This is a genomic window from Candidatus Soleaferrea massiliensis AP7, assembly GCF_000820765.1.
Classification (GTDB): Bacteria; Bacillota; Clostridia; order Oscillospirales; family Ruminococcaceae; genus Soleaferrea; species Soleaferrea massiliensis.
Window position 1 is genome coordinate 1 of the sequence record NZ_CCYH01000031.1, and the last position, 23,507, is coordinate 23,507.

The window sequence follows — 23,507 nt, forward strand, 5'->3', positions numbered from 1 at the left end:
GCCGGCCAAAAGAGTAACCAGAAAAGGCCGTTCAAGGGGGGCCATGCACAGTGCCGCTCCTAGCCAGATGGCCCCCCTTGAAAATCCCCCTATGGTTTTCCTCTATCTGCTTTGGCCGCCTGCGGGCGGCGTTTAGTAAGGGCTGAGTGGTTGGGCATACCTAGCAGCGGACGCTTCTCCGGTTACAAGCTGTGCCCACGGTACCCCGATACGATGGGCTGGTTCGTTATTTATTTAGAAAGATCATCCTCTGGTAAAATGGATGCTTCTTATGCTATACTATTCTAAAAAGATTTTTTCGCTGAATCCTGTCACACATGGGCGAATGCGCTGTCTAATATATTAGGAGGTGTCAATATTATGACCGATCAATTATATGAAGAAAGCAAACTCATCGATCAAGCGATTGCCGGGGACAAACAGTCCCTTGAAAAGCTCTGTGCCGGTGTGCAGGATTTGGTATTCAGCCTTTCCCTGCGCATGCTCGGAAGCATCCACGACGCGGAGGATGCTTCGCAGGAAATTATGATTCGGATCCTGACCAATCTGTCATCCTTCCGCCGGGAAAGCGCATTTTCTACCTGGGTATACTCCGTCGCGGTGAATCATCTGCGGAACTATCAGAAAGGCATGTTCGCGCACTTCCCGCGCAGTCTCGAATTTTACGGTGAGGATATCCGCAATCCGCAGACGCCGGACATTCCCGATCCCGCACAAGATGTCGATACCGGCCTTCTTGCACAGGAGCTTAAGCTTTCCTGCACCAACGTCATGCTGCAGTGTCTGGATACCGAAAGCCGTCTGATCTTCATCCTCGGCACCATGTTTCATCTGGACAGCCGGATCGCCGGCGAGCTGCTTGGACTCTCCCCTGACGCTTACCGGCAGCGGCTCTCCCGTATCCGCCGGAAGATGGCGGATTTCTTACAGGAGTACTGTGAGCTGGGCGGCGGCGTCTGCCGCTGTGCAAACCGCGTGCCGCATGCCGTAGCCTGTCACCGCATTGACCCGGATAACCTGGAATTCAGCGCACTGCAGGAATGGGACCGGCGGATTGCCGATTCCAAGGAATCGATGGAGCGGCTGGACGAGTTGTCCATTGCGTTTGCTCAGATGCCGGTCTACCGTTCGCCGGATAAGGCCAAGGCATTCCTGCGGGAGTTCCTGCAGGCGAACCGCTGCCGCATCCTGTGTGATGAATGAGGAGGGAAAACAAGATGCCTGACAATCAGATACTGCCGTTCCTGTCCGCGCTGCGGGAGAACAACTCGCTGCAGTGGATGGCCGAAAACCGGGACTGGTACCGGACATGCATGGATGCATTTGAACAGCTGCTTGGAGCCCTGATCACACGGATCGCGCAGCGGGATGCCAGCGTCGTGGGACAACATCCAAAAGACCTGATCTTCCGGCTGAACCGGGACACACGGTTCAGCAAGGACAAGTCGCCCTACCGACCCGCACTGCGCGCGCATATTTCCGCAGACGGAAAGGCGCCGGTTCCGGTGGGATACTTTCTGTACATCGAACCCGGATGCATCTTTCTGGGCGGCGGGCTGTTCGCCTCGCAGTTCGCCGATGCGACCAAAATGGTGCGCGATTATCTGCTGGAACACAGCGGCGAACTGGACGATATCCTGAAGGAACCCGGCTTTGCCGCGCATTTTACGCTGGATGGGGAAAAGCTCAAAAATATCCCGCGCGGGTATCCGAAGGATTTCCCGCAGGGAGAATATCTCAAACACAAAAGCTGGTACATCGAATACCATCTGCCGGATGAATCGCTGTCCGACCTGTCCGGCTTCTGCGAAAACGCGGCGGAGATGTTTTTAAAGATGAAGCCCTTTAACGATTTTCTGAACCGCGCGCTGCGGGACTTCAAAATGCCGTCCCGCCCTTAGCCGGACAATCCCAAGACAAGGTGCATATTTGGCTTGCTCACAGAAAATTTGAGATGCCGTTCCATACTTAGCCGGACAACCTCAGGGCAAAGTGCATATTTGTCTTGCTCACAGGGAATTTGAGATGCCGTCCGATGCTGATTTGGACAACACGTTTTTTCGACGGCAATTTGGTTATCCATTATAAGCTGTATATACATCTTTCAGCCGACCGCGTGAAACGTTCTGGAAGAACAACATGGATGCAAATTTTCTTCCATGCAAAGGAACACCGCCGAAACCTTCTAATCGGCGGTGTTCCTTTCTTGTTTCAGGCTGTCAGCCTGTTCGGATGCTGCACGGTTTGCATCTCATCCCCGGCGTATGCCGGCATGCTCATCTTTTTTTCGGCAGGAACTTCTTCATATAAAACAGGCGGAATGCCATGCGGACCGGTGCGTTCCGGTCCGATACATCCATTTCAAAGATTTCGACGGAATCCGGCTGCGCTGCGTCGTCCGCCTTGACAAACACCTTGGCATCCCTGCCGCCGATGAGGGCTGTCATGGTGCATCCTTCCCGCTCGCGCAGGCTTTCCATAGCGTCATCCTTCGAGACATCACGCGAGAAGATGCGCAGCAGGGCGTATCCCTCATGGTCCGGGTCTTTTGTCTGCAGCAGGTTCAGCCGTCCTGCGCATGGCAGCGCTTCAAGCTTCTTCGAAAGCTGTTCAACCTGGGCTGCCGTATCCGCCAGCATCAGGCTGATCGGAAGATGGTTCTCAGGCAGGCCGGCGCATACATAGTGCTTGTATGGCAGCCGTTTGCGGGAACGGTAGATATCCTCCTCCGCCTGGTTCGCAAACGCGCTGTAATAGACATGCATGATGTCGTGTATCACGGCATAGATGAAACAGCCGCGCCCCTCTTCCCGAATCGCCTGCTGCACCTGTTCGAAGGCTTCAGCGTCGATGTTTTTGCAGCCTGTATACACATGTTCATTGGTATCGTAAAGCGCCGCGCCATCCATGGTGATGACCGGAAGCCCGATCTGCAGGGTTTCAAAGGCCGGTAAAAACGCATCCGGCATCATGGATGTCACAAAGGTCAGCTTTGCGCCGCGCTGGATCAATTGGTTCGCTTTGATCCCGAAGTAGGAGCTGAACGAGCCGCCCTCGCGGCGCAGCACCTCATCGAGGTCGCAGACCAGCAGCATTTTCCGGTTCTTTCTGCGCGGCAGATGGAACGCATTGATGCCCAGCGAAACAAAGATACCGATCAATGTATCCACCATCCTGTTGAACGCGAACAGATATGGGTTGACATCCGCGCCGTGCGAAATCGTGATGCTCATGAACACGACGCAGGTGATGTAGGCGGCGGTCGGCTTTTTGATCAGGTTGGCCAGATAGATCAGCGGGATGATCATGACCGACACGATCAGGTATCGAATCAGCAGGCTGTCGTCCGGCAGGAACTGCTGCTCGAACATCAGGATCAGCAGGCCGGCCACGGCGCCGATGAGCGTCGCGATGGTCCGGTTCATCGCCACCTTGATGCTGTTGGTCACATCCGGCTGCATGCACAGGATGGCCGCAATCGCGGAATAGAACGGAACGCCGTCCTGCCGGATCAGGTAGATCAGAAAACAGCAGAACACCGCAACCGATGATTTGATGATCCTCATTCCTATTTTAGGCAAACAAGTTCTCCCCTTTTCTCACAGACATCAGCCGGTCTGCACTTGAGCAATTTGATAATTTATATAGAACGTTCATGCTTTTCAGCCGCTTGATACGGACGGCCCGTATTCTCGCTGCATGCTATATTTTCCAGACGCAACATGGTTTTATTGTATCACAATTCCCATCACGGCGCAACCCGGCTTGTCCCTTCTGCCGCATCCATGCGCTTCTCTGGAAGCCCTTATGTACAGCATTTTCGTAAGCACGGGATTTATACCCTGGAAAGACGGGATCATCCCAGAAGTTTTGTCCTTGTTATTGACAAGATCGGACATTGCTTCTATAATAAAAGACAGTTGTCCAATACATATACATGGGAGGAATTGTCAATGAGAGATGAAACAAAATGCCTGCACGCGGGTTACACGCCGGAAAATGGCGGACCGGGCGTCATGCCAATCTGCCAAAGCACCACCTATCGGTTTGATTCAACGGAACGCATCGGCGATCTGTTCAATATGCCGACCGCGCACATGTATTCCCGCTTCTCCAACCCCACCGTCGATGCGGTCGAGAAAAAAATCGCGGAGCTAGAGGGCGGTGTCGGCGCGATGTGCACATCCTCCGGACAAGCCGCTTCCCTGTTGTCGATACTCAACCTCTGTTCGGCCGGCGACAGCTTCATCAGCACCTCGACCATCTACGGCGGCACGGTCAACCTGTTCGCCGTCACACTCAAGCGTTTTGGCATCGAGTGCATCTTTGTCGACGCCGACGCGAGCAGCGAAGAGATTCAGAAGGCCTTCAAGCCGAACACCAAGGCCGTTTTCGGCGAAACGCTGGCCAATCCCGCGCTTGCCGTGTTCGACATCGAGCGCTTTGCCAAAATCGCGCATCAGAACCATGTTCCGCTGATTGTGGACAACACCTTTGCGACGCCGTACCTGTGCAAGCCGTTCAACTTCGGCGCTGACATTGTGGTGCACTCCACCTCCAAATATATGGACGGACACGCGCTGCAGTGCGGCGGCGTCATTGTGGACAGCGGCAATTTTGACTGGACAAACGGAAAATTCCCGGAATTCACCGAGCCGGATGAATCCTATCACGGCGTGGTCTACACCCGTGAATTCGGCAAGGCCGCCTACATCATCAAGGCGCGCATGCAGCTGATGCGCGATTTCGGATGCTATCCGTCCGCCAACTCCGGCTTCTTATTAAACCTTGGTCTCGAGACTCTGCCGGTCCGCATGCGCCAGTACTGCGAAAACGGTCTGAAGATCGCCGAGTTCTTCTCCGCCAACGAGCATTTTGAGCGGGTGGACTATCCGGGCCTCAAGGGAGACAGATACTATGACCTCGCGCAGAAGTATCTGCCGATGGGCCAGAGCGGCGTCGTTTCGATCACGATCAAGGGCGGCCGCGAGCAGGCTGTCAAATTCATGGACGGCCTGAAGCTTGCCTGCAATGAGGTGCATGTCGCGGATATCCGCACCTGCGTGCTGCATCCGGCCAGCGCAACCCACCGCCAGCTGACCGACGAACAGCTTGTCGCCGCCGGCATCAACCCCGGCATGATCCGCTTTTCTGTCGGACTTGAAAACATCCAGGACATCATCGAGGACATCGAACAGAGTCTGAAGAATCTTTCATAGATAAGAATCATAAATCCATATCGTAAGGATGGATTCCGCATATAAGTCCATAAAAGAGCCCTCTCAGGCAGAATTCTGCCGGGAGGGCTCTTTATTTGAAATTGTAAACGGGGAACTCGTTTGACAGATGACAGCGAGCCGGGATTTAAGGGCAAGTTCCCTCAAAATCCATCCGCTGCTTTCTTCACTCTTCTGTGCCGGTGTACGGCAGACAGCAGAACCACGGCCTTGAAACACCTGTATAGCCGTCAGCTACTGTTTGGCTGAACGGTGTGCCGTCTTTTTCTGCACCCATTCGCGCATCCTGTCAAAGGTCTTTTCCGAAATGATGTGCTCGATGCGGCAGGCATCCTCATCCGCCGTCTCAGAATCCACGCCGAGCGTGAGCATCAGAAATTTGCTGATGGTCAAATGGCGTTCATATATCTTTTCCGCTATGGCGCGGCCGGTTTCGGTGAGGACGATCTCTCCGCTCTTCTCCATGACGATATAATCGGCGCTTCGCAGGATGCTCATGGCGCGGCTGATGCTGGGCTTGGAATACCCCAATTCATTCGCGATATCGATGGAACGGACCGATCCGATGCGGTTCTGAAGCATCAGGATGGTTTCCAGATAATTCTCTCCCGATTCATATAGCTTCATGGCTGACTCTCCTTCAATATGTCCTGTAAAAAGTGCAGTCTGTAATTTTCTGATCGTATGGTATTTATTATACCGCATATTCCGCTATAATGCAATTTGAATTACAGAATATACTTTTCGTCGACATCTAATCTAGTTTGATAATAAATCAACAAAAAATTTTGTTGACAAACCACAGTTTCCTTGCTACTATAATGGTAGTTATTTATCAAATTAAATAACGAATGGATAAGACCCACACGATGGAAAAATGAAAAGAGAAGGAGTGTGAATCTTTCATGGGCAGAAAAAAAAGCAGGGTCATGCACCGGTGTCTGTGCCTCGCGTGTTCCGCCGCCATTGCCGTCACAAGCATTGGCTCCGGTCTGGTACTTGCACAGGGCAATCAGGATGATGTGAACGATTTCGGCAATGTCCTGAACATCTATGGAAATCCAACACCGGCCATCTTCAACGGCACCACCAACAAGTACAACAACTTTTCGGACATGGGCGCCTGGCATGGCTACTATCTGCACGATCTTGACGTCAAGAGCCTTTACGGCGGATTCGCCGGACCGGTCATCCTCGCAGAGGAATATCCGGTCAACCTGTCCGACGCGATCAGCAAGATCGTAGTCAGCGCGGCGGACGGCACGGTCTACAGCCTGGCGGATTCCGAAGCGACGGCCACCTACTACCCGGGCCGGCTCGAGCAGACCTATTCGCTCGATGCGTTCGACCTGAAACTGGAGCTGATCTTTGGAACCAACCGTTCCGCACTGATCAGAAGCACCATCGTCAACAAACAGGACGCGCCCCTGGAACTCAAACTGAGCTGGACAGGGTCGATTTACACGCAGTACAGCACCTCGGCTTCGGCCAAGCTGAACAACTCACTGGAGGCCACTGATGACGGCGTGGTGGTCAATTTCAGCGACGTGCGTTCCATCTGGAACTGCATGACCCGTTCCACCAACAAATTTAAGATCGCTTTCGACCAGGATGTGACCACGACGGTGGAAGACACCACCTATACATCCGCTATGAACGATGCGGTCACCATCCAGCCGGATGCACCGTTTACGACCTATCAGACGCAGAGCTTCACCTTCACCGAAGAGGAAGCCGCTGCTGAGAAGGACAAGATCGCCGACATGCTTTCCGCCGGTGAAACCTACTTTGCGGAGAACGACGCACGCTGGCAGGGTTACATCGACGCGACCTTCACGGGCGAGGACGATGGACTGGACCAGACCTACAAAAACGCGGTCGTCAAAGCGATGGAAACTTTGCAGACCAACTGGAGAAGCCCGGCCGGCGCGCTTTTGAACGACGGCATCATCCCGTCGATGTCCTACAAATGGTTCATCGGTCTGTGGGGATGGGATTCCTGGAAACACTCGGTCGCCACCGCCTACTTCAACGATGAGCTTGCGGAGAACAACATCCGCGCGCTGTTTGACTATCAGATCCAGGCAGACGATGAGGTCCGTCCGCAGGACGCCGGCACCATTGTCGACTGTATCTTCTACAATCTCGGCCCGGAGCGCGGCGGGGATTCCGGCAACTGGAACGAGCGAAACTCCAAGCCTCCATTGGCGGCATGGTCGGTTTACAGCGTCTTTGAGCAGAACCACGATCTGGAGTTCCTGCGCGAGATGTATCCGAAGCTGGTCGCCTACCATGACTGGTGGTACACCAACCGTGATACCGACCAGAACGGCATTGCGGAATACGGCGGCATGGTGCACGACGCGCACTATCAGTACAACCGCGACGGTTCCCTGAAGCTTGATGAGAACGGCAAGCCGATGGTGGACGTCGACGCGGTCATTGAAGCCGCGGCATGGGAAAGCGGCATGGACAACGCAACTCGTTTCGACCGCGAAGGCAACGGACCGGACGACATCGGCGTACAGGTCTTTGAGAACACCGATGAAGACGGCAACCTGGTCGGTTATTCGATCAACCAGGAATCTGTTGATTTGAACGCGTACCTGTATGCGGAAAAGGGCTTCCTCAAATCGATGGCAGAGGCGCTCGGCTACACCGAGGACGCGCAGAAATTCGAAGAAGAAGCCAGCTATGTCCGCGATTACATCAACGAAAACATGTTTGACGATGAAACCGGCTTCTACTATGACCTGCAGACCAATAAGGACGGCAGTGAGAAGAAGCTGCTTGTCAACCGCGGCAAAGGCACAGAAGGCTGGCTTCCGCTGTGGGCCAAACTCGCGACCAACGAAAAGGCCGCACTTGTCATGCAGAATATGATGGATGAGGGCAAATTCAACCTGTTTGTCCCATTCCCGACCGCTTCGAAGGACAACGATAAGTTCAGCCCGAGCACCTACTGGAGAGGACCCGTCTGGATGGATCAGGCGCTGTTCGGTGTGGAAGCGCTGCAGAACTACGGATACTACGATGAGGCGCGTGAGATGGCTGTCAAGCTGTTTGAGAACACCGAAGGCACACTCGGCGATGGACCGATCCGTGAGAACTACAACCCGGAAACCGGAGCCGGACTGAATACCAAGAACTTCAGCTGGTCCGCGGCTTCCTTCTACCTGCTGTACCGCAACACGCTGACCGGAAACGACACGACCTCGCAGGATGCCATTGACATCCCGGTCACCATCAAGGGAGATGCGAACGGCGACGGCAGTCTGGGCGTCAGCGACCTGCTGATGATCAAATCGATGATTCTTGGCAAAACCCCGCTGAGCAACGAGCAGAAACTGCTTTGCGATGCAAACGGCGACGGCAAGGTCAATGTGCTTGATCTGGTTTATCTGAAAATCCAGATTTTGAAAGGTTAAAATAAAGATACGTCTTTCCTTTAAAGATTGACTGATTGTTCAAAGTCTCCCAGTTAAAACCGCATAAGCAATGCCCTCGCAGACGAACCATCCGGTTTGATCGCGAGGGCATATTTTTTCATGACCTGTTTTTCAGATATTGAACCACCCATATTCTCCCGCTGATTTTTTTCATGGCAGATACCCCCGAATGATTGCTGCCATGTTTGTTCCCTTATTTCCAAGCTATAAAAGCTGTTTTTGCCAGGACAGCTTCTTCTAAAAGACACCGTTAGACTCGGCATACAGGTATTGCGGGGACGCTGCTGCGGATGGCTCCTTCCCCACCAAGATCAGGCAAAGCGGCACGTATAAAGGTGTTTATTGGTCATTCAACAAAAAAACAGGATGATATCGGAAGTCACAGGATAAAAACATTATGACAGATTGATCGCAGATGTTCTCATATCTCTCATTGCTATTCTCCATTCAAGCACAGATCCAATGACTTTTTATACAAAGAGTGGCTGACGGTACCATGTACCGCCAGCCACTCTTAATTGATTGTATTTCTTTTGCCGGTTTAGCCGTTCAGGATTGCGAGCTTGATGGCCAGCAGGTCAAAGATATTGATTCTGCCGTCGCCATTCATATCGCAGAGGTCCATCTGCTCGTCGGTCATCTCATCACGGCCGAGGATGACAGACTTCAGGCTGACCAGGTCGCTGACGCCCAGTCTTCCGTCGCCGTCCGCATCGCCCGGAAGCGCAAACGGGATCACTTCGCCGTTGATGGTGAAGTCCTCATAGGTTGCCGGGATCGCGCCGACGCGTCCGCTGCCGTTGGCGGTATAGGTACCGACCTGTACCGAATCCGACGCGGCGATTGCCGCATGGGTTTCTGCTTCGCCGATCTGGGTCCAGCTGTCGTTGTCGAAGCTGTAGAAGGCTGTGAAGGTGCTGCCTTCCTTGACCACCTTCAGATAAACCGCTGAATCCTTATCCGGATCCGCGACGCTCTGTTCGGTGAGCTTGCCGTTTTCGATGCCGACGGTGGCGAGGATGTTGCCGCCGAAACCGGTATGATATCTTCTGTAGACGCCGAATACGGTGTCCTCATCGGCATGGATCATGATGCCCGCGGTCTGATAGATGCCAGTCGGTGCAAAGTCAAGCTTGGTGGTGACGGTGAAGTCCTCGGTTCCGACATCGGTCAGGAAGACATTCTTCGCCGTGGCCTTGCCCGGATAGTACTCGCCGTCCTGGCTGATGACGGTCAATGAATTCTTGGAATTGATCTTCCAGTTAAACGGATCGCTGCGCAGGACATTCCAGTTCTGGCTGAGCGCCAGCGGCTGTTTTGTAACGGTGACTTCGCAGGATGCTGTAATTTCATCATCAAAGCCAGTCATCGCGGTGATGGCAGCCTTGCCCGGCTTATGCGCGCGGATCTTGCCGTTCTCAACAGAAGCGACTTCCGGATCGCTGGAAACCCAGGTGATTGTTCCGGCCGCGCCTGCCGGCAGGATGTTTGCAGTCAGAGTTTCTTCGGTGTACTGAACCATCGTGGTCTCTGTTTTGCTGAGCTCAATCGCTTCCGGAGCGATGTACTCGGTCGCAAACGGGATCACGGTTCCATTGACAGTGAAATCCTCGAAGGTTGCCGGAAGGGTTCCGGACTTTCCGTTGCCGTCGACCGCGTAGAGTCCAACCTTCAGATCGGACGCGCTCAAAGCGGCGTTGGTGACGGAATTCTTGATCTTCGTCCAGTTCTCGTTGTCAAAGCTGTAGTATGCGCTGAAGGAGGTGCCGACGCGCTCCACCTTCAGGTAGACCGGGGCGTTCTTGTCCGGGTCCGGGGTGGTCTGCTCGCTCGGGCTGCCGTTGTTCTGCGAGAAGGTCGCCAGGATGTTTCCATTGAAGCCGGAGTGGGAGCGTTTGAACGCGCCGAAGACGGACTTGTCGTTGGCATACACGATGATGCCGGCGGTCTGGTAGTCCGCGCCCGGTACGAAGGTCAGCTTCGTGGTGACCGTGAAGTCGCCGGATGCCGGGGTCAGGAAGATATTCTGCGCATTGGTCGTGCTCGAATAGAGCTCGCCCGCCTGCGTGGTGATGGTGATCGAGTTGGTGTCATTGAGCGCCCAGTGGGTCACATCGTTGCGCACGATCGACCAGTCCTCGGTCAGCGAGAAGCGCGGAATGGTGACAATGACTTCGCAGCTTGCCGTGACGGTTCCGCCGAAGCCGGTGGAAGCCGTGATGGTCGTTCTGCCCGGTTTCAGAGCGGTGACCTTGCCGCCGGTGACGGTGGCGACTGCCGGGTTGCTGGAGGTCCAGTTGACCTGAGTCATCTCGACGTCAGCCGGATTCAGGGTTGCGGTGATGGTGCCGGTTGCGTACTGCTCGAGATCCAGCCGCTCGGTGCTCAGCGTGATGCTGTCAGCCTGTGTCGGGAGCGTCTTGGTGAGCTTGACGCCGGCGCCGCCGGTTGCGAGCATCGGGATGCTCAAAGTATCTTCTCTGGTGACTTCCTTCATTTCGACATCGATGTCGTAAATGGTTTCGCCATCCTTATAGATGAATGCGTAGTATTTTCCTTCGCCCAGGAAATCCAGGGAGAATTCAGCGGTGCGCTGTTCGTTGCAGATGATGCCCATGTACCAGGTATCGCCGCTTCTGCGCGCGATGTTGGCATATTCGCCCGGGTCTCCGTCGACCATGACGGTGTCGTCCCAATCGCACGGCATGTTTTTGAAGAACTCATAGGCCGGGCTGTCGCGGTATACTTCCGGACGGTCCGCCATACACTGGATGCCGCTTTCGAAGATAACCGGCAGCGCCGCCATATGCGCGGTGGTGAACGGTCTTCTGTCGCCGGAATTCCTGTAGGAAAGCATCGGGGTGTAGTCTGCCGGGCCAACCGCATTGCGGGTGAACGGCAGCATACAGTTGTGCGTCGCGCTGACCTGTGTCGGACGGAACAGGTCCTGTTCGTGTCCAAACACGCCTTCACGGGTGATCGCGTTCGGATAGGTTCTTCTTTCACCGGTGGTTTTGTTCGCACCGTGGATGTTGATCATGATATGGTTTTCCGCGGTTTTCTGCATCAGCTGATGGTACAGCTTGATGTAATCCTGAGACTGCGAGTTGAAGAAGTCCGGCTTGATGCCGACAAAGCCCATCTGAGCAAGCTCTGCGATTCTCTCCTGCTGTGCTTCGGTCTTCAGGTCGTTGTGGTTCTGCCACGCAATCAGGCCGACGCCCTTTTCCTTCGCATAGTCAAGCAGGTCATAGGTCCAGTCGTAGTATCCGTCATAGACAAATCCGGAACCGGATGCGCCCTTTGGCTGCCAGCCTTCATCCAGGAGCAGGTAGTCCCAGCCCATTTCGGCGGAGAAATCAACGTATTTCTTATAGACTTCATAGCTGTTGGTGGCTTCCCTGTTCAGCCAGGTCCAGGAGGTCACGCCCGGTTTGATCCAGGAGGCGTCTTCCAGTGCCAGTTCCGGGCTGAGGTTTTCAGCCATGACATTTTCATTGATGTCGGAAGGCGTACCCATGACAGCGAATCTCCACGGGGAGACAAACGGGGAGGTGGTTTCGACGTCGCTCTTCTGTTCCGGTGAGAAGACGACCTTTGCAAGGCCGGTTCCGTCGGACTGAATCATGGCGCCGCAGTACTCGACCGAGAGGGCCGCTTCGGAAAGCAGCGTCCAGGTGCCGGCGGGCGTTTCATACAGGAGCGGCATCAGGTAGTTGCCGCGGAGTTCCGCGAGGGTCTTTTCATAAGCGACAGCCTCATGGTGGTTGATGTAATCCATCGCCTGGGCCACGGAGCCCTGCGGAAGCTGGTAGCCGGTCTTCTCGGAGGAGATGGTCAGCACTTCGCCTTGATCCGCCGCGTTGATCGCATAGCGGAATGCCATGCCGTCGTCATAGGAGCGGACGATGATGCTGAATCCAACGCCGTCCTTCTCGAAGTTGAGGGTCGTCTCGTTTGAGGTGTTCTCGATATATTTTTTCTTTGCGCCGAAGAGCTCATAGCTGTCTTCGACAACCTTGTCCTCACGGGAAACAAAGCTGAGTCCGTTGGAGAAGTCACCGAGGTTGGTGACAAGGCCGGTCGGAGAATTTTCGATTGTAATGTCGCCGTCTTTTGCGGAAGTGAAGGTGACCGCGCCGTTGTTTAAAGCAAACAGCGTCTTGACGCTGCCGTCCGGGGAGGTCATGACCCAGGAGGACTGCGCGTCGCCGTTTCCGACAATCACATTGAAGGAAGCGGACTGTTCTTTTCCGCCATAAGAAGCCGTACAGGTGATGGTCGCCACGCCGTCCGCTTTTGCGGTCAGAGCGCCGGTGGCGCTGTCAACCGATGCGACATCCTCGTTGCTGCTGGAAAATACGGTGCCCTCTCTGCCGATCAGGTCGATGGCATCCTCCAGAATCACGATGCCGCTGGCTTCCACAGAAGCCGTATCGCCGACATTCAGCCAGGTTTTCGAAGCCTTCAGCTTGATGCCGTCCAGCTGTCCCTGCAGGGATTGGTCGACTGTGACCTTCGCGTCACACCAGTTGGCATGGTCGCAGGTATTGCCGTCGCCGCCGTCGGTCATCACCAGACGCAGGTTCTTGGCGTCCTTCAGGTCGATATCAAAATAATGAGCCGGCTGATCCTTCGTCAGGATGCCGCTCGTTTCTACCAGGACTCCGTCCACATAGACTTGAAATTCCACGGTGCCGATCTTGCCGCCGGAGCTTCCGGAGGAGCGGTCAACACCCGCATATGCCTGGAAACGGACGATGCCGGTTCCGGTCAGGTCATATGCCAGTTCTCCAGGGGCATGGGATCCGATGCCCTTCGCATAGGAAACTTCCTTCTTATCAGCGTCGAGAAGCTTCATGGCTTTTCCGCCGACCGACACGTCGTACCGCGTGCTTTGCCAGCCGCAGACATCCGTAACCGGCGTCAGCTGATCCATATAGAGCGTTACTTCATCCGCGGCAGATACCGCGAAGCTGAGTCCTGTAAAGGATGTCAGAACGCAGGAAAATGCCACGAGCCAGGCGCTTAATTTTTTTAACATTTTTGTACCTCTTTCCATTTTGCTGTTTTTTTGTTTTAATTTTACAATGCAGGGGAGGGGATCAACCCCCTTTCTATGTTGGATTGCAAGTTACAAGGTTTCCGTTTATTATGTCTTATCATATTTCCGTACATCCTGGTCAAGTCAGTAAAAAACTGTAAATACATAACAACGGAAGGGACAGATTATATTTCGAATAATCTGTGACCAGTATACAATAAAAAAATCGAAATGTACATACAATATTCTACGATGTTTCTATAAATATTCTACGATTTATGTGATGGATGAACCAAAATCCAGAATCTGATTTGGTAAGATTCCATAAAGTGCTGTTCCATTAAAAAATGAAATCCATCCAAAAAGCGGCTTTGTTCAGGTAACATGAAAACAGTTCCGCAGTGGCCTTCCGCCCCGCCATAGGCAGAGCGGAAGGAAAAAAGATTGAAATCTCAGAAACAAGCGTCTCTTCAGAACCTTTCATATGTCAGCTTAACAGCGCCCAAAAAGCTTTTTGGATGGATTTAATGATAGATGGTCTTTGAGATGACCATGCTCCCTTTACGCAAAAACTCCCGGTCAAGGTAATCGTAGTAGGTACCCGGGCAGATGATGCCGTTGATGCCCAGGATATCGGTGCCCAGGCATCCGATGACCTGATCGGCCAGCTGGACGCAGTTGTCCTTGAGCACAAAATAATTTTTGAATTCACCGCGCTCAAACTTGTAGAAAACAGGTTTTGTCACCTTGTAAAGCTCGCTGGCATAGTCGGTGAAAACCTCCGGCTTCTCACCGGCGTTCTCCGCAAGCTCGATCGGGCAGAGCCAGCGCACCAGGTCTTCCTGGATTTCGTGGAGCTTCCCGCGCACCGTCTCTTTCTGTTCCTTTGTAAGCTTCAATCCGAATGAAAAGATTGTCTTCCGGCTGTGCCGCTTGCAGAACCGGATGTATTCATCCTTTTTATCGGTGAAGAAGAGCACGCCGTCCCCGAACGCCGCGTGCAGGCGCTGGGTGCTCTCGTCATAGCTGCCATAGGAGATCACCATGTTGTCAAAATAAAAATCCATGTGGCCGACGACTCCGAAATTCTGCTCGGACACATGAATGAAGATCTCCATATCCGGCGCCCTGTGACGCTCATGGCGTTTGCTGATCGTGACCTGTTCGCGCCGGCTGCGGAAATTCTTGTTGATGCGTATCAGCGTTTTGTAAGGAAGGATTGCTTCCCAGACGACCGGCAGCGTAAAACGCAGGCGGCGTTTTCCATCCTTCTGTTTGTGCCCGCGGACCGTTCGGATAAAGTCCTCGAGATATGAAGTGCCGTACAGGATCATGTAAACCGCTGAAACCTGGAACACTGTCTGGACATTCATCGACGGGTTCGACAGCAGGATGACGCAGCAGCCCAGCGATACGAAGGCAGACAGCAGAACCAGCCAGCGTCCCTTGACCTTCTCTTCGGTGTACATGAAGAAGACCACGATCCGCACAACCGCGTTCAGCAGCGCATACAGCGCAAACACGATCGGAAACAGCAGCATAAAGTACCGCCGGTTGCACAGGATCACAATGCCGAGCGCAATCGAGCCCAAGCCGGTCAGCAGCTGCCCGACGCTGATGGTCCGCGACTGCCGGATGCCGCTGACAAATGTAAAGACGCTGAACGCGCCGATGACCATAAACAATATGGAGATGGAAAGGTGAAAGGCGGTCCGGAAGATGCCGCTGACGAAAAACATCAGAATGCCCGCCGCGATGATCAGAAGCCCGGTCACAAACAGCGAGGCGGCGTTGAAATATACCTTTTTATTCATGGACAGTCTTTCCTCCTTCCATCTGAAATTCCATATGCCATCATCCATATGCGAAACACGGCGAAAATAGACGCGCTTCGGCTGAAACACCTCTTTGATTTGTAAATCGTTTCCACAGCGCGGATGAATGCTATTCTTCCGTTCGAACAGATTCCAGAATCATACACTGTATAAATTCTACAAGAAATACGGTTGCTTCTTCTCGGGATGATTTTCACGGCTTTGGACTTGCGGTTTACCTGGGTCTGTATCAAGCCCATCCATTTTCCATGACCACCCAGCCGGCGTGTCTCTATGACTTTTCTGACATACAAAGCCATCTGCCCCATACGGGGCAGATGGTCCGTTTAAACATATCCAATTTGCAGCTGGCATGTTTAAAAATACTCGACTGTGACGGCCTTGCCAAGCCCTCTGAGCGCCGATGCGATATCCTCGACGATGCGCAGCTTGAGGTTCAGGTTGATCGGCAGGTCCGGGTTCTGATGCGCGGGGTTCAGGGCGCGTCCCACTAAGAATTTCGCGCCGGTGCAGTCCTCGATCAGAATCTGCGCAAGCTTGGCCGCGCCGTCCTTCATCGCGTGCAGCGCGTTCTCGCGGCCGACGCCGCCGTTTTCATACCGCTTGATGTATTCGAGCGTCTTACCAAGCGTGATGACGCCTTCAGTCACAAGGTCGATGCCTTCAATCAGGCCGGTCGGCGGCACATCGCGGGAGATGTAGTTGAGCGCGACCCGCAGCGGCTTCCCGATCGTCCGGCTGACAATCTGCGAGGTCGTGCCGCCGCAGACAATCTTTCTGCCGGAGGTACTCATCAGTTCGCCGACAACCTTTTCGTCGTTTTCGCCGTTTACCGGCGGACCGACCATGATGTGCGCGACGCTCGGCAGGCAGATGCGGCAGGCCGCGAAGGTCGTATCGTCGCCGGGCTGCTCCATGTACAGGCTGTTGCAGGCTTCGAGCATCTGCCGCTGTATCGAGTGCGCGGTGATGTCCTTCGTCCAGATGCGCTGGGCATAGTCCTCGATATGCTTCTGCTGCCAGCCGAAGTTTAAGAGCTTGCCGACGCCGGCATGCACCGCGCCGTCGCTGAACATCACGCAGATGTCCCCCGGCACCAGCTTGAAGTGGGCCTCCTTGATCTTCTTGCCGGCGACCTCGAACTCCTCCTTTTCCAGAAAGGTCAGAACGCCGTCGTGCAGAAAGATCGTCTCCGGGTTGTCGTACTCGACCAAGGTCGCGTCCCCGTTGTTCTTGATGCGCAGGATCGTAAAGGTCGAATAGGCGATCTGCCGTTCCTTGCAGACCGGCAGGGTGGTCGCCACAGTCTCGACCACATCGGGAATCGACGCGCCTTCCGCAAGCATCGTGACACAGATCTTGCTGGTCAGACTGGCCAGAATGTTCGCCTTGACGCCGCTGCCAAGTCCGTCGGAGAGCACCAGAATCGTTTCGCTGTCGGTTTTTACCAGCTCAACCTTGTCGCCGCACAGCTCCTCGCCGTGCTTGAACAGGCTGTCATAGCTCGTTTCTATGTAAAGACTCATTCGATTCACCCTCTGACATCGATTTTTTAAGCTTCGTCAACGCCGCCTTGGTTTCGCCGGTCGTCTCGCCCAGCAGGCTTGCAATCTCCTGCGCGACGCGCATCTGCTTGTCGATGACCCGCTGTGCGGTCTCCATCGTCTCCTCGCGCATCTTGGCAAGCTTCTTGTTCTGGCGTTCCTCCGACGTCACATCCTTGGCTATGGCCAGGTAGTTCCCGGTGTCGGAGATGCGGATGACGGTCTGTTCCACCGTCTGCGCGCCGTCCATCAGCGTTGTGCGCATGTCGCAGACCTGTCCGTCCTCCCCGATTGCCTCAAACGCTTCGTTGCCCAGCAGCATCTGCGCCGGCAGGCCGGTGTAATTGAGGTCGGTCATATTGAAAATCTTTACCGCCGCCGCGTTGAACTCCACAATGTTGAAGTCCGCATCCAGCAGGAAGATCGCATTCGGCGTATTGTCCAGAATGACGTTGGACATCGATTCCGCCTTCTCCCGCATGTACGGGATGCACATGCGCAGCTCCGCCTTGCCCTGATAGACCGCAATCGCCTTCTCACGGCAGGTCGGATAACCGCACGCGCCGCAGTTGTACATCGTGTCCGGCGTGGTCTTGCCGATCTGCATCAGGATCGAGCGGATGGTCGCCTCATCCGGAATCTGCCGGATGGTCTGCTTGTTGCGGTAGGTCTCGGAGAAATCCAGCACGGCGCATTCGGTTGCGGGCGCCGGAGTGCGGGTTTCCTTATTTGCCTGCGCGACGACGTTTTCCTTCGCAAGCAGGAACGGCGCTTCAAAGTCGCGCAGTCCCGGGCCTTCGACACAGGAACCGGCACAGCTGTTCATCTCGAAGAAATAGCCGGAGATGGCGTTCTTCTCGAGCGACTGCAGGATCTCGATGCAGCGGTCCAGGCCGTCGATCGCCACGCATTTGTAGTTCTCACGGCGTTTCTGCGGGATCGTGTCGATGATGCCGCCTGGAATCGGGTACAGCCGGTTGACAGTGCCGGCGATCTCCGACGGGCTTTCATCCGGCCGGTCGAGCTGGATGCTGCGGTCGCGGAACAAATCGTGCAGCTCCTCGAACATCAGCACCGCGTCGATGCCCTTGTTCTGCTGCGCTTCATATTTCTTGGAAATGCATGGGCCGGCGAAGACCACCTTGATGCCGCCGCCATACTTTTCCTTCATCAGCTTTGCATGCGCCATCGCGGGCGACACGACCGGGGCCAGATATTTGACCAGTTCCGGGAAATGCTTCTCAACCAGCAGCACGATGGTCGGGCAGCAGGTCGTGATGATGTTGTCCATCTCATGCGCTTCCATCAGCTTCCCAAATTCATCCGAGACATGCCCCGCGCCGATGGCGGTTTCCTCCACGCCCTTGAAGCCGAGCTTCTTGAGCGCCGCGGACATCTTGGCAAAATCCGCATCCGGAAAGGCCGAAACAAACGACGGAGCAAGGCTGATGTAGACATCTTCCCCACGGCTCAGCCAGCCGCGGATCTCCTCCACATCGCTCTTGATATACTTTGCGTTCTGCGGACAGGCAATAAAGCAGTGTCCGCACAGGATGCAGTCATCCTCTATGATCTTTGCCTGCTCGTTGCTGAACCTGATCGACTTGACCAGGCAGTTGCGGATACATTTATGACAGTTTTTACAATTGGCTTCCGTAAGCTGAATAATATCCAATCTTGACACCTACTTTTCCAATAACGGTAGAATTTGCGCTTCAAAGAACTCGGGCACGTTGGATGGCGTGACGCCGCCGTGCACCTCGTCATTTATGCTCACACAGACGCCCTTGACGCAGTTTCCCATGCAGAAGCTGGCCTCGATGGACAATTCATCCCCGATGCCGTTCTCCTCCTTCAGCGCCTGAAATCGTTCGATGATGTCGTAGGAGCCCTTCAAATGACAGGAGCTTCCCACGCAGATTTTGAGTGTGACCAAAGAAATACCCCCTTGCAAATATGTTCGTGAACATTTCAATTATAGTATATTAAAGGAGATATTTCAACAGGTTCCCGCTAAATCTATGAATATATTTTTAAGTGCATACATTCCCATTCGTGACTTTCTCATCTATTTCTGAAAACGCCATTTCGGAAATAGATAATTTGTAATATTCACAATAAATATATTTTTAATTCTATTTCATGGATATAAGTAAAAAATATCCTATAAATATTGACATTACTATTTTTTATTTTATAATATGTTTAACAAATCATATTTTTATATAATTTAGGAGGTGTTTCCGATGTTCTATACAAAGACCGATATCAACAATTTAAAACAATGGAGGTTAATATTGTGAAAAGTAAACTTTTAAAGTGCATATTACTCTCAATTACAATTTTATCTGCAGCTATGCAGCCCACAGCGACATTGGCTGCTTCTACAGATTACACAGCTATACCAATCGAAACTTTTGTCGTAGAAACAAAAGATACAGTAACTGGAGAAATTTCTCAAGAGATGTTTGATACAAGCATTACCGCACAGGCTAAACGTTCGGGAATCAATGAATTAACCGCTCCAGCTTTTAGGGGTACTGCTCCAGAGATAAATTATAATATTTCCCCTTTTTCTATCATCGGACCAGACAACAGATATCGTGTAAATACAAGCATCTTTCCTTACAGAGCAATCTGTTCTATCTCTGCGTATTTTGACACCAATGGAGACGGGCGAGCAGACAAAACAGCCTTAGGAACTGGATTTTTTGAGGGTCCCAGCGCGGTTGTTTCCTGTGGTCATGTGATCTATGATAAGGATTATGGATGGTGCATGTATGCAGACGTTACACCTGGTAAAAACGGTCGTGGAACAAGCGTTGAGATTAATCCATATGGACATGCACGTTCAACTACCATTCATACCAGTACTGCCTGGATCAACAATAAAGATTGGAATCAGGACTGGGCTGTAATAGAGATTGACAAAGCCTTAGGAAACAAAACTGGCTGGATGGGAAAACATTGGCGAAACTATTCAATGAACGGAGAAACCGTTTATATATCTGGATATCATCAAGACAAAAATTTTGAGCAATGGAAATCTGCCGGAAAAATTGTGGCTTCCTTGGATGCCCGAATAGAATATGATTGTGACATGATATCTGGTTCCAGCGGTTCCCCTGTCTATTGGGGAGATGGAATAGCTGTAGGAATCAATTCTTATCATGGCACTGGAAAAAATGGTGGTACCAGAATTACCGAATGGTTATTTAATTACCTACAACAATATAATGGAAGCTAATCAAATGAACCGCATTAAAATCCTGCTTTTATTGAGTATGCTGTGTCTCACATTATCTGGATGTGATGATTCCTTACGATCTTCCGGGGCATTTGAAAACAGTTATACCGCATCCGAAAGCGTTCAGTCCGTCACACCTTCGATCTCCGGAAGCATAAGCGATGCCGCCGAACCCTCCGGTCAGCTTCCTTCCGTATCTCCCGAGCAGATGGAATGCATCCCGGCGGGGCAGACCTATCGAAAGATCATGGAACAGCTTGACGCAAAGGAAAACCGTTATTTCACCAATCTGCAGGTGCTTCTGCTGGATCAACAGAAGATCATAGTACTAAAATATGACGATGCAGACGAGATTTGTCTACTGTCCGGAAAAGAGCTACTGGAAAGCGCTGTTTTAGTACCCGACACCGCCGGCGCTGACGCCATACGCGGCGTTGTGATCGACGACAACATCATCTGCTGTCCCAACAGCCCGGATTCCCTTTACGCGATTCTGGACATCTCCAGCCAGACCGATATTGTCTTTCAGGATGGACAGCCGGCATCCAGACAGGATATCAAACTCGGCAGAAGCGTCTGTGTGACCTACGATTACACGCTTGCAAGCGATCCGCCCAGAATATCCTGCACAAGCATATCCATCGAGCGCTGAGCAAAAATCTCCCCTTGGCATATCGGCAAGGGGAGATTTTTCTCAGCGCTCATATCAATGACGATACGAGCCAATATGCTGCTTTATTGGATCCGCACATCCCGCTTTACGCATTCAGCCGCTGCAGGATGTGCATATCAAAAAACTCATAGACATTGTCGGGGCTGACGCTTTCGATCTCGCCGCCGTCAATCTGGACCGAAACCGCCTGAGTACAGTGGCCCAGACAGAACACCGCGCAGATTTCGACCTGATCCTCCAGCTTGTTGTCCTTCACCAACTCCTGCAGCGCGTTGATGACGCTGTACGAACCCCGCAGATGACAGGCGCTGCCAATACACACATTGACCTTCATAATCATTTCTCCCCCTTGTTATCCGTAAAACAGTTGAGAATTCTCAAAGATTCATCGATGTTGGCTTCCAGCGCCAGCTTGCCGTATTTATCCACATCCGAACGGTTCTTCGGGCCGTGCTGCAGACAGGCCGCGCCGCCGATGCATCCGCCCTCGCAGGCCATACCCTCGATGAAGTTCGCGTCCAGCTTGCCTCTGGAGGCTTTGAGCAGCGCCACCTTGCATTCATCAAGGCCGTCGCAGCGCTCCGCCTTCAGATGGAAATCGAGGCCGTCACGGCCGATGACGTGTTCGACCGCCTCCGCCACACCGCCGCTTCTCGCAAAGATGCGGCCGTAATAGGACGCGTTGTTCAGCACATCCTCCGGCAGATTCTCGACGTCGACGTCGTAGCCGTCAAACATCGCCTGCAGCTCTTCAAAGGTCAGGACATAATCGACATAATCCTTCGCCTTGTCCAGCTTGACCTCTGCCTTCTTCGCGATGCAGGGACCGATAAAGACGACCTTCGCGTTCTTGTCGGTCTTCTTGATGAGCTGCGCGATGGCAACCATCGGGGAGACGTTGTGTGAGATCTTATCGACCATCTTCGGGAAGTTGATCTCGATGTATTTGACGAAAGCCGGGCAGCAGGAGCTGGTCAGGAATTCCTTCTCCGCAAGCTCCTTCGCCTCCATCGACGCGACGATATCCGCGCCGAGCGCGACCTCGATGACGCTGTGGAAGCCGAGCTTCTTGATACCGGAAACGATCTGGCCGATCTTCGCGTATGTAAACTGGCTGACGATGGCCGGCGCAATCGCCGCATAGACCTTGAACTTCTTGCCGTTTTCCGATTCCTTCAGCAGGTTCACGATGTCCACAACACAGGATTTGTCGACAATCGCGCCGAACGGGCACTGGTAGACGCACGCGCCGCAGCTCACGCATTTCTTCTCGTCAATCTTCGCCTTCTTGTTCTCATCGATGACGATCGCCTTGGCCTTGCATCCGCGCACGCAGGGACGCTGGGATTCGGTGATTGCGTTGTACGGGCAGACCTTCATGCAGCGGCCGCATTCCAGGCATTTTTCCGGATCGATCTTCGCCTTCTGGTTCTTATCGAACGAGATGGCGCCGGCCGGACAGACCGATTCGCAGCGGTGCGCAATGCATCCGCGGCAGGTATCGGTCACCGAATAGCGGTTGACCGGGCACTCGTCGCAGGCGGAATCGATGACCTCGACCACATTCTCGTTTGACCGGTCGCCGCCCCGCGCGATTTTGACGCGCTCTTCGACAATCGCGCGCTCGCGGTAGATGCAGCAGCGCATCGTCGCCTTCGGCCCCGGGATGATCGTGCGTGGGATTTCATAGTAGCTGTCCTCGAGCTTATCCTCTCTGGCAAGGCGGACAACCTCTTTCAGGACGCTGTATTTTAACTGCTGTACATTGGTATCAAACAACCGCATATGCATAACACCTTTCTGAAAAATACTCTAAAACTTTATGCGTTCATTATACCATGCCGCTATGACATAGTCAAAGACTATTTCCGAATCTTTGTTAAAATAAAAACAATCTCAATCGGATTTTTTCAAAGCTCTTCCATAGATCGTTAATTATTTAACGTTAATTTTTCATCAAATACCGTTTGAAATCTCCAGCCGGTGCGTATAATATAGGTACTGTGCCATACGGGCTTTTATAATAAGAAAGGTCCCATATGACGTTAGACTGTATACCGAAAGGAAGATCAACATGGCAAGATTTACATTACCGCGTGACATTTACTTTGGAAACAACAGTATGGAAGAGCTGAAATGCCTGAAGGATCACTATAAAAAGGCGATGATCGTCACCGGCGGCCATTCGATGCAGAAATTCGGCTTCCTTAAAAAGCTTGAAGACATCCTGCACGAAGCAGGCCTTGAAACCCGCGTCTTTGCCGGCGTCGAGCCGGACCCGAGCGTCGAAACCGTTTACCGCGGCGCAAAGGAGATGCGCGAGTTCGAGCCGGACGTCATCGTTTCGATCGGCGGCGGCTCCCCGATCGACGCGGCCAAGGCGATGTGGGTATTCTACGAATATCCGTCCCTGACCTTCGACGATATCAAGGAGCCGTTCTCGATGCCGAAGCTCCGTAAGAAGGCCATCTTTGTCGC

The 23,507-nt window shown here is 53.1% G+C and carries 16 protein-coding genes; 7 read left to right on the plus strand and 9 right to left on the minus strand.

Annotation, left to right across the window (positions count from 1 at the left end):
- The first annotated feature begins 360 nt into the window (after window positions 1-360).
- Together BN348_RS07845 and BN348_RS07850 are read left to right on the plus strand one after the other, a co-directional pair.
- A complete protein-coding gene (locus BN348_RS07845) occupies window positions 361-1,203 on the plus strand; it encodes an RNA polymerase sigma factor (RefSeq protein ID WP_040197313.1) in 843 nt (280 codons plus the stop codon).
- Window positions 1,204-1,217: 14 nt separating this feature from the next.
- A complete protein-coding gene (locus BN348_RS07850; protein ID WP_040197314.1) occupies window positions 1,218-1,901 on the plus strand; it encodes a DUF2461 domain-containing protein in 684 nt (227 codons plus the stop codon).
- A gap of 375 nt (window positions 1,902-2,276) precedes the next feature.
- Here the strand turns inward: BN348_RS07850 and BN348_RS07855 are convergent, their stop codons facing one another.
- Window positions 2,277-3,581, minus strand: coding sequence for an FUSC family protein (locus BN348_RS07855; protein ID WP_156136459.1), 1,305 nt, complete (start codon window positions 3,579-3,581; stop codon window positions 2,277-2,279).
- A 372-nt stretch (window positions 3,582-3,953) separates the two neighbouring features.
- Between BN348_RS07855 and BN348_RS07860 the strand changes: the two genes are divergently transcribed.
- On the plus strand, window positions 3,954-5,219 hold the full coding sequence (locus BN348_RS07860; protein WP_040197316.1) for an O-acetylhomoserine aminocarboxypropyltransferase/cysteine synthase family protein: 1,266 nt from the start codon (window positions 3,954-3,956) through the stop codon (window positions 5,217-5,219).
- A 252-nt stretch (window positions 5,220-5,471) separates the two neighbouring features.
- Here the strand turns inward: BN348_RS07860 and BN348_RS07865 are convergent, their stop codons facing one another.
- Window positions 5,472-5,864 (minus strand): metal-dependent transcriptional regulator, encoded by a 393-nt coding sequence (locus BN348_RS07865; RefSeq protein ID WP_040197317.1) that lies wholly within the window; start codon window positions 5,862-5,864, stop codon window positions 5,472-5,474.
- Between the two features lie 278 nt (window positions 5,865-6,142).
- Between BN348_RS07865 and ygjK the strand changes: the two genes are divergently transcribed.
- Window positions 6,143-8,665 (plus strand): alpha-glucosidase, encoded by a 2,523-nt coding sequence (gene ygjK, locus BN348_RS07870; protein ID WP_082020866.1) that lies wholly within the window; start codon window positions 6,143-6,145, stop codon window positions 8,663-8,665.
- A 562-nt stretch (window positions 8,666-9,227) separates the two neighbouring features.
- Here ygjK and BN348_RS07880 read toward each other — a convergent pair.
- The 5 genes from BN348_RS07880 to BN348_RS07905 all read right to left on the minus strand — a co-directional run bounded on the left by BN348_RS07880 (window position 9,228) and on the right by BN348_RS07905 (window position 19,045).
- Window positions 9,228-13,730, minus strand: a complete 4,503-nt coding sequence (locus tag BN348_RS07880) for a glycoside hydrolase family 97 N-terminal domain-containing protein (RefSeq protein WP_040197320.1) — start codon at window positions 13,728-13,730, stop codon at window positions 9,228-9,230.
- A 524-nt stretch (window positions 13,731-14,254) separates the two neighbouring features.
- Entirely contained in the window at window positions 14,255-15,544 is a 1,290-nt protein-coding gene (locus BN348_RS07885; RefSeq protein ID WP_040197321.1) for an HdeD family acid-resistance protein, read from the minus strand.
- Window positions 15,545-15,921: 377 nt separating this feature from the next.
- Entirely contained in the window at window positions 15,922-17,091 is a 1,170-nt protein-coding gene (locus tag BN348_RS07895) for a SpoIIE family protein phosphatase (RefSeq protein WP_040197323.1), read from the minus strand.
- Window positions 17,063-18,784 carry a [Fe-Fe] hydrogenase large subunit C-terminal domain-containing protein gene (locus tag BN348_RS07900; RefSeq protein WP_040197324.1) on the minus strand — a complete coding sequence of 574 codons (1,722 nt, stop codon included), beginning with the start codon at window positions 18,782-18,784 and terminating at the stop codon, window positions 17,063-17,065. Before BN348_RS07900 ends, BN348_RS07895 begins: the two co-directional genes overlap by 29 nt.
- Before the next feature lie 9 nt (window positions 18,785-18,793).
- Window positions 18,794-19,045, minus strand: coding sequence for a (2Fe-2S) ferredoxin domain-containing protein (locus BN348_RS07905; protein WP_040197325.1), 252 nt, complete (start codon window positions 19,043-19,045; stop codon window positions 18,794-18,796).
- Between the two features lie 363 nt (window positions 19,046-19,408).
- Here BN348_RS07905 and BN348_RS07910 point away from each other — a divergent pair, with 363 nt between their 5' ends.
- Together BN348_RS07910 and BN348_RS07915 are read left to right on the plus strand one after the other, a co-directional pair.
- Entirely contained in the window at window positions 19,409-20,356 is a 948-nt protein-coding gene (locus tag BN348_RS07910) for a trypsin-like serine peptidase (protein WP_040197326.1), read from the plus strand.
- Window positions 20,357-20,360: 4 nt separating this feature from the next.
- Window positions 20,361-21,008 carry a hypothetical protein gene (locus tag BN348_RS07915; protein ID WP_040197327.1) on the plus strand — a complete coding sequence of 216 codons (648 nt, stop codon included), beginning with the start codon at window positions 20,361-20,363 and terminating at the stop codon, window positions 21,006-21,008.
- A 106-nt stretch (window positions 21,009-21,114) separates the two neighbouring features.
- On the opposite strand, the gene BN348_RS07920 is transcribed toward BN348_RS07915, so the two are convergent.
- Both BN348_RS07920 and BN348_RS07925 read right to left on the minus strand, forming a co-directional pair.
- On the minus strand, window positions 21,115-21,363 hold the full coding sequence (locus BN348_RS07920) for an NAD(P)H-dependent oxidoreductase subunit E (RefSeq protein WP_040197328.1): 249 nt from the start codon (window positions 21,361-21,363) through the stop codon (window positions 21,115-21,117).
- 2 nt (window positions 21,364-21,365) lie between these two features.
- The gene (locus tag BN348_RS07925) at window positions 21,366-22,814 is read right to left on the minus strand and encodes a 4Fe-4S dicluster domain-containing protein (RefSeq protein ID WP_040197329.1); all 1,449 of its coding nucleotides are present in this window, start codon (window positions 22,812-22,814) and stop codon (window positions 21,366-21,368) included.
- Window positions 22,815-23,103: 289 nt separating this feature from the next.
- Here BN348_RS07925 and BN348_RS07930 point away from each other — a divergent pair.
- Window positions 23,104-23,507 (plus strand): iron-containing alcohol dehydrogenase (locus tag BN348_RS07930; RefSeq protein WP_040197330.1); only part of this gene is annotated, 404 nt, incomplete at its 3' end.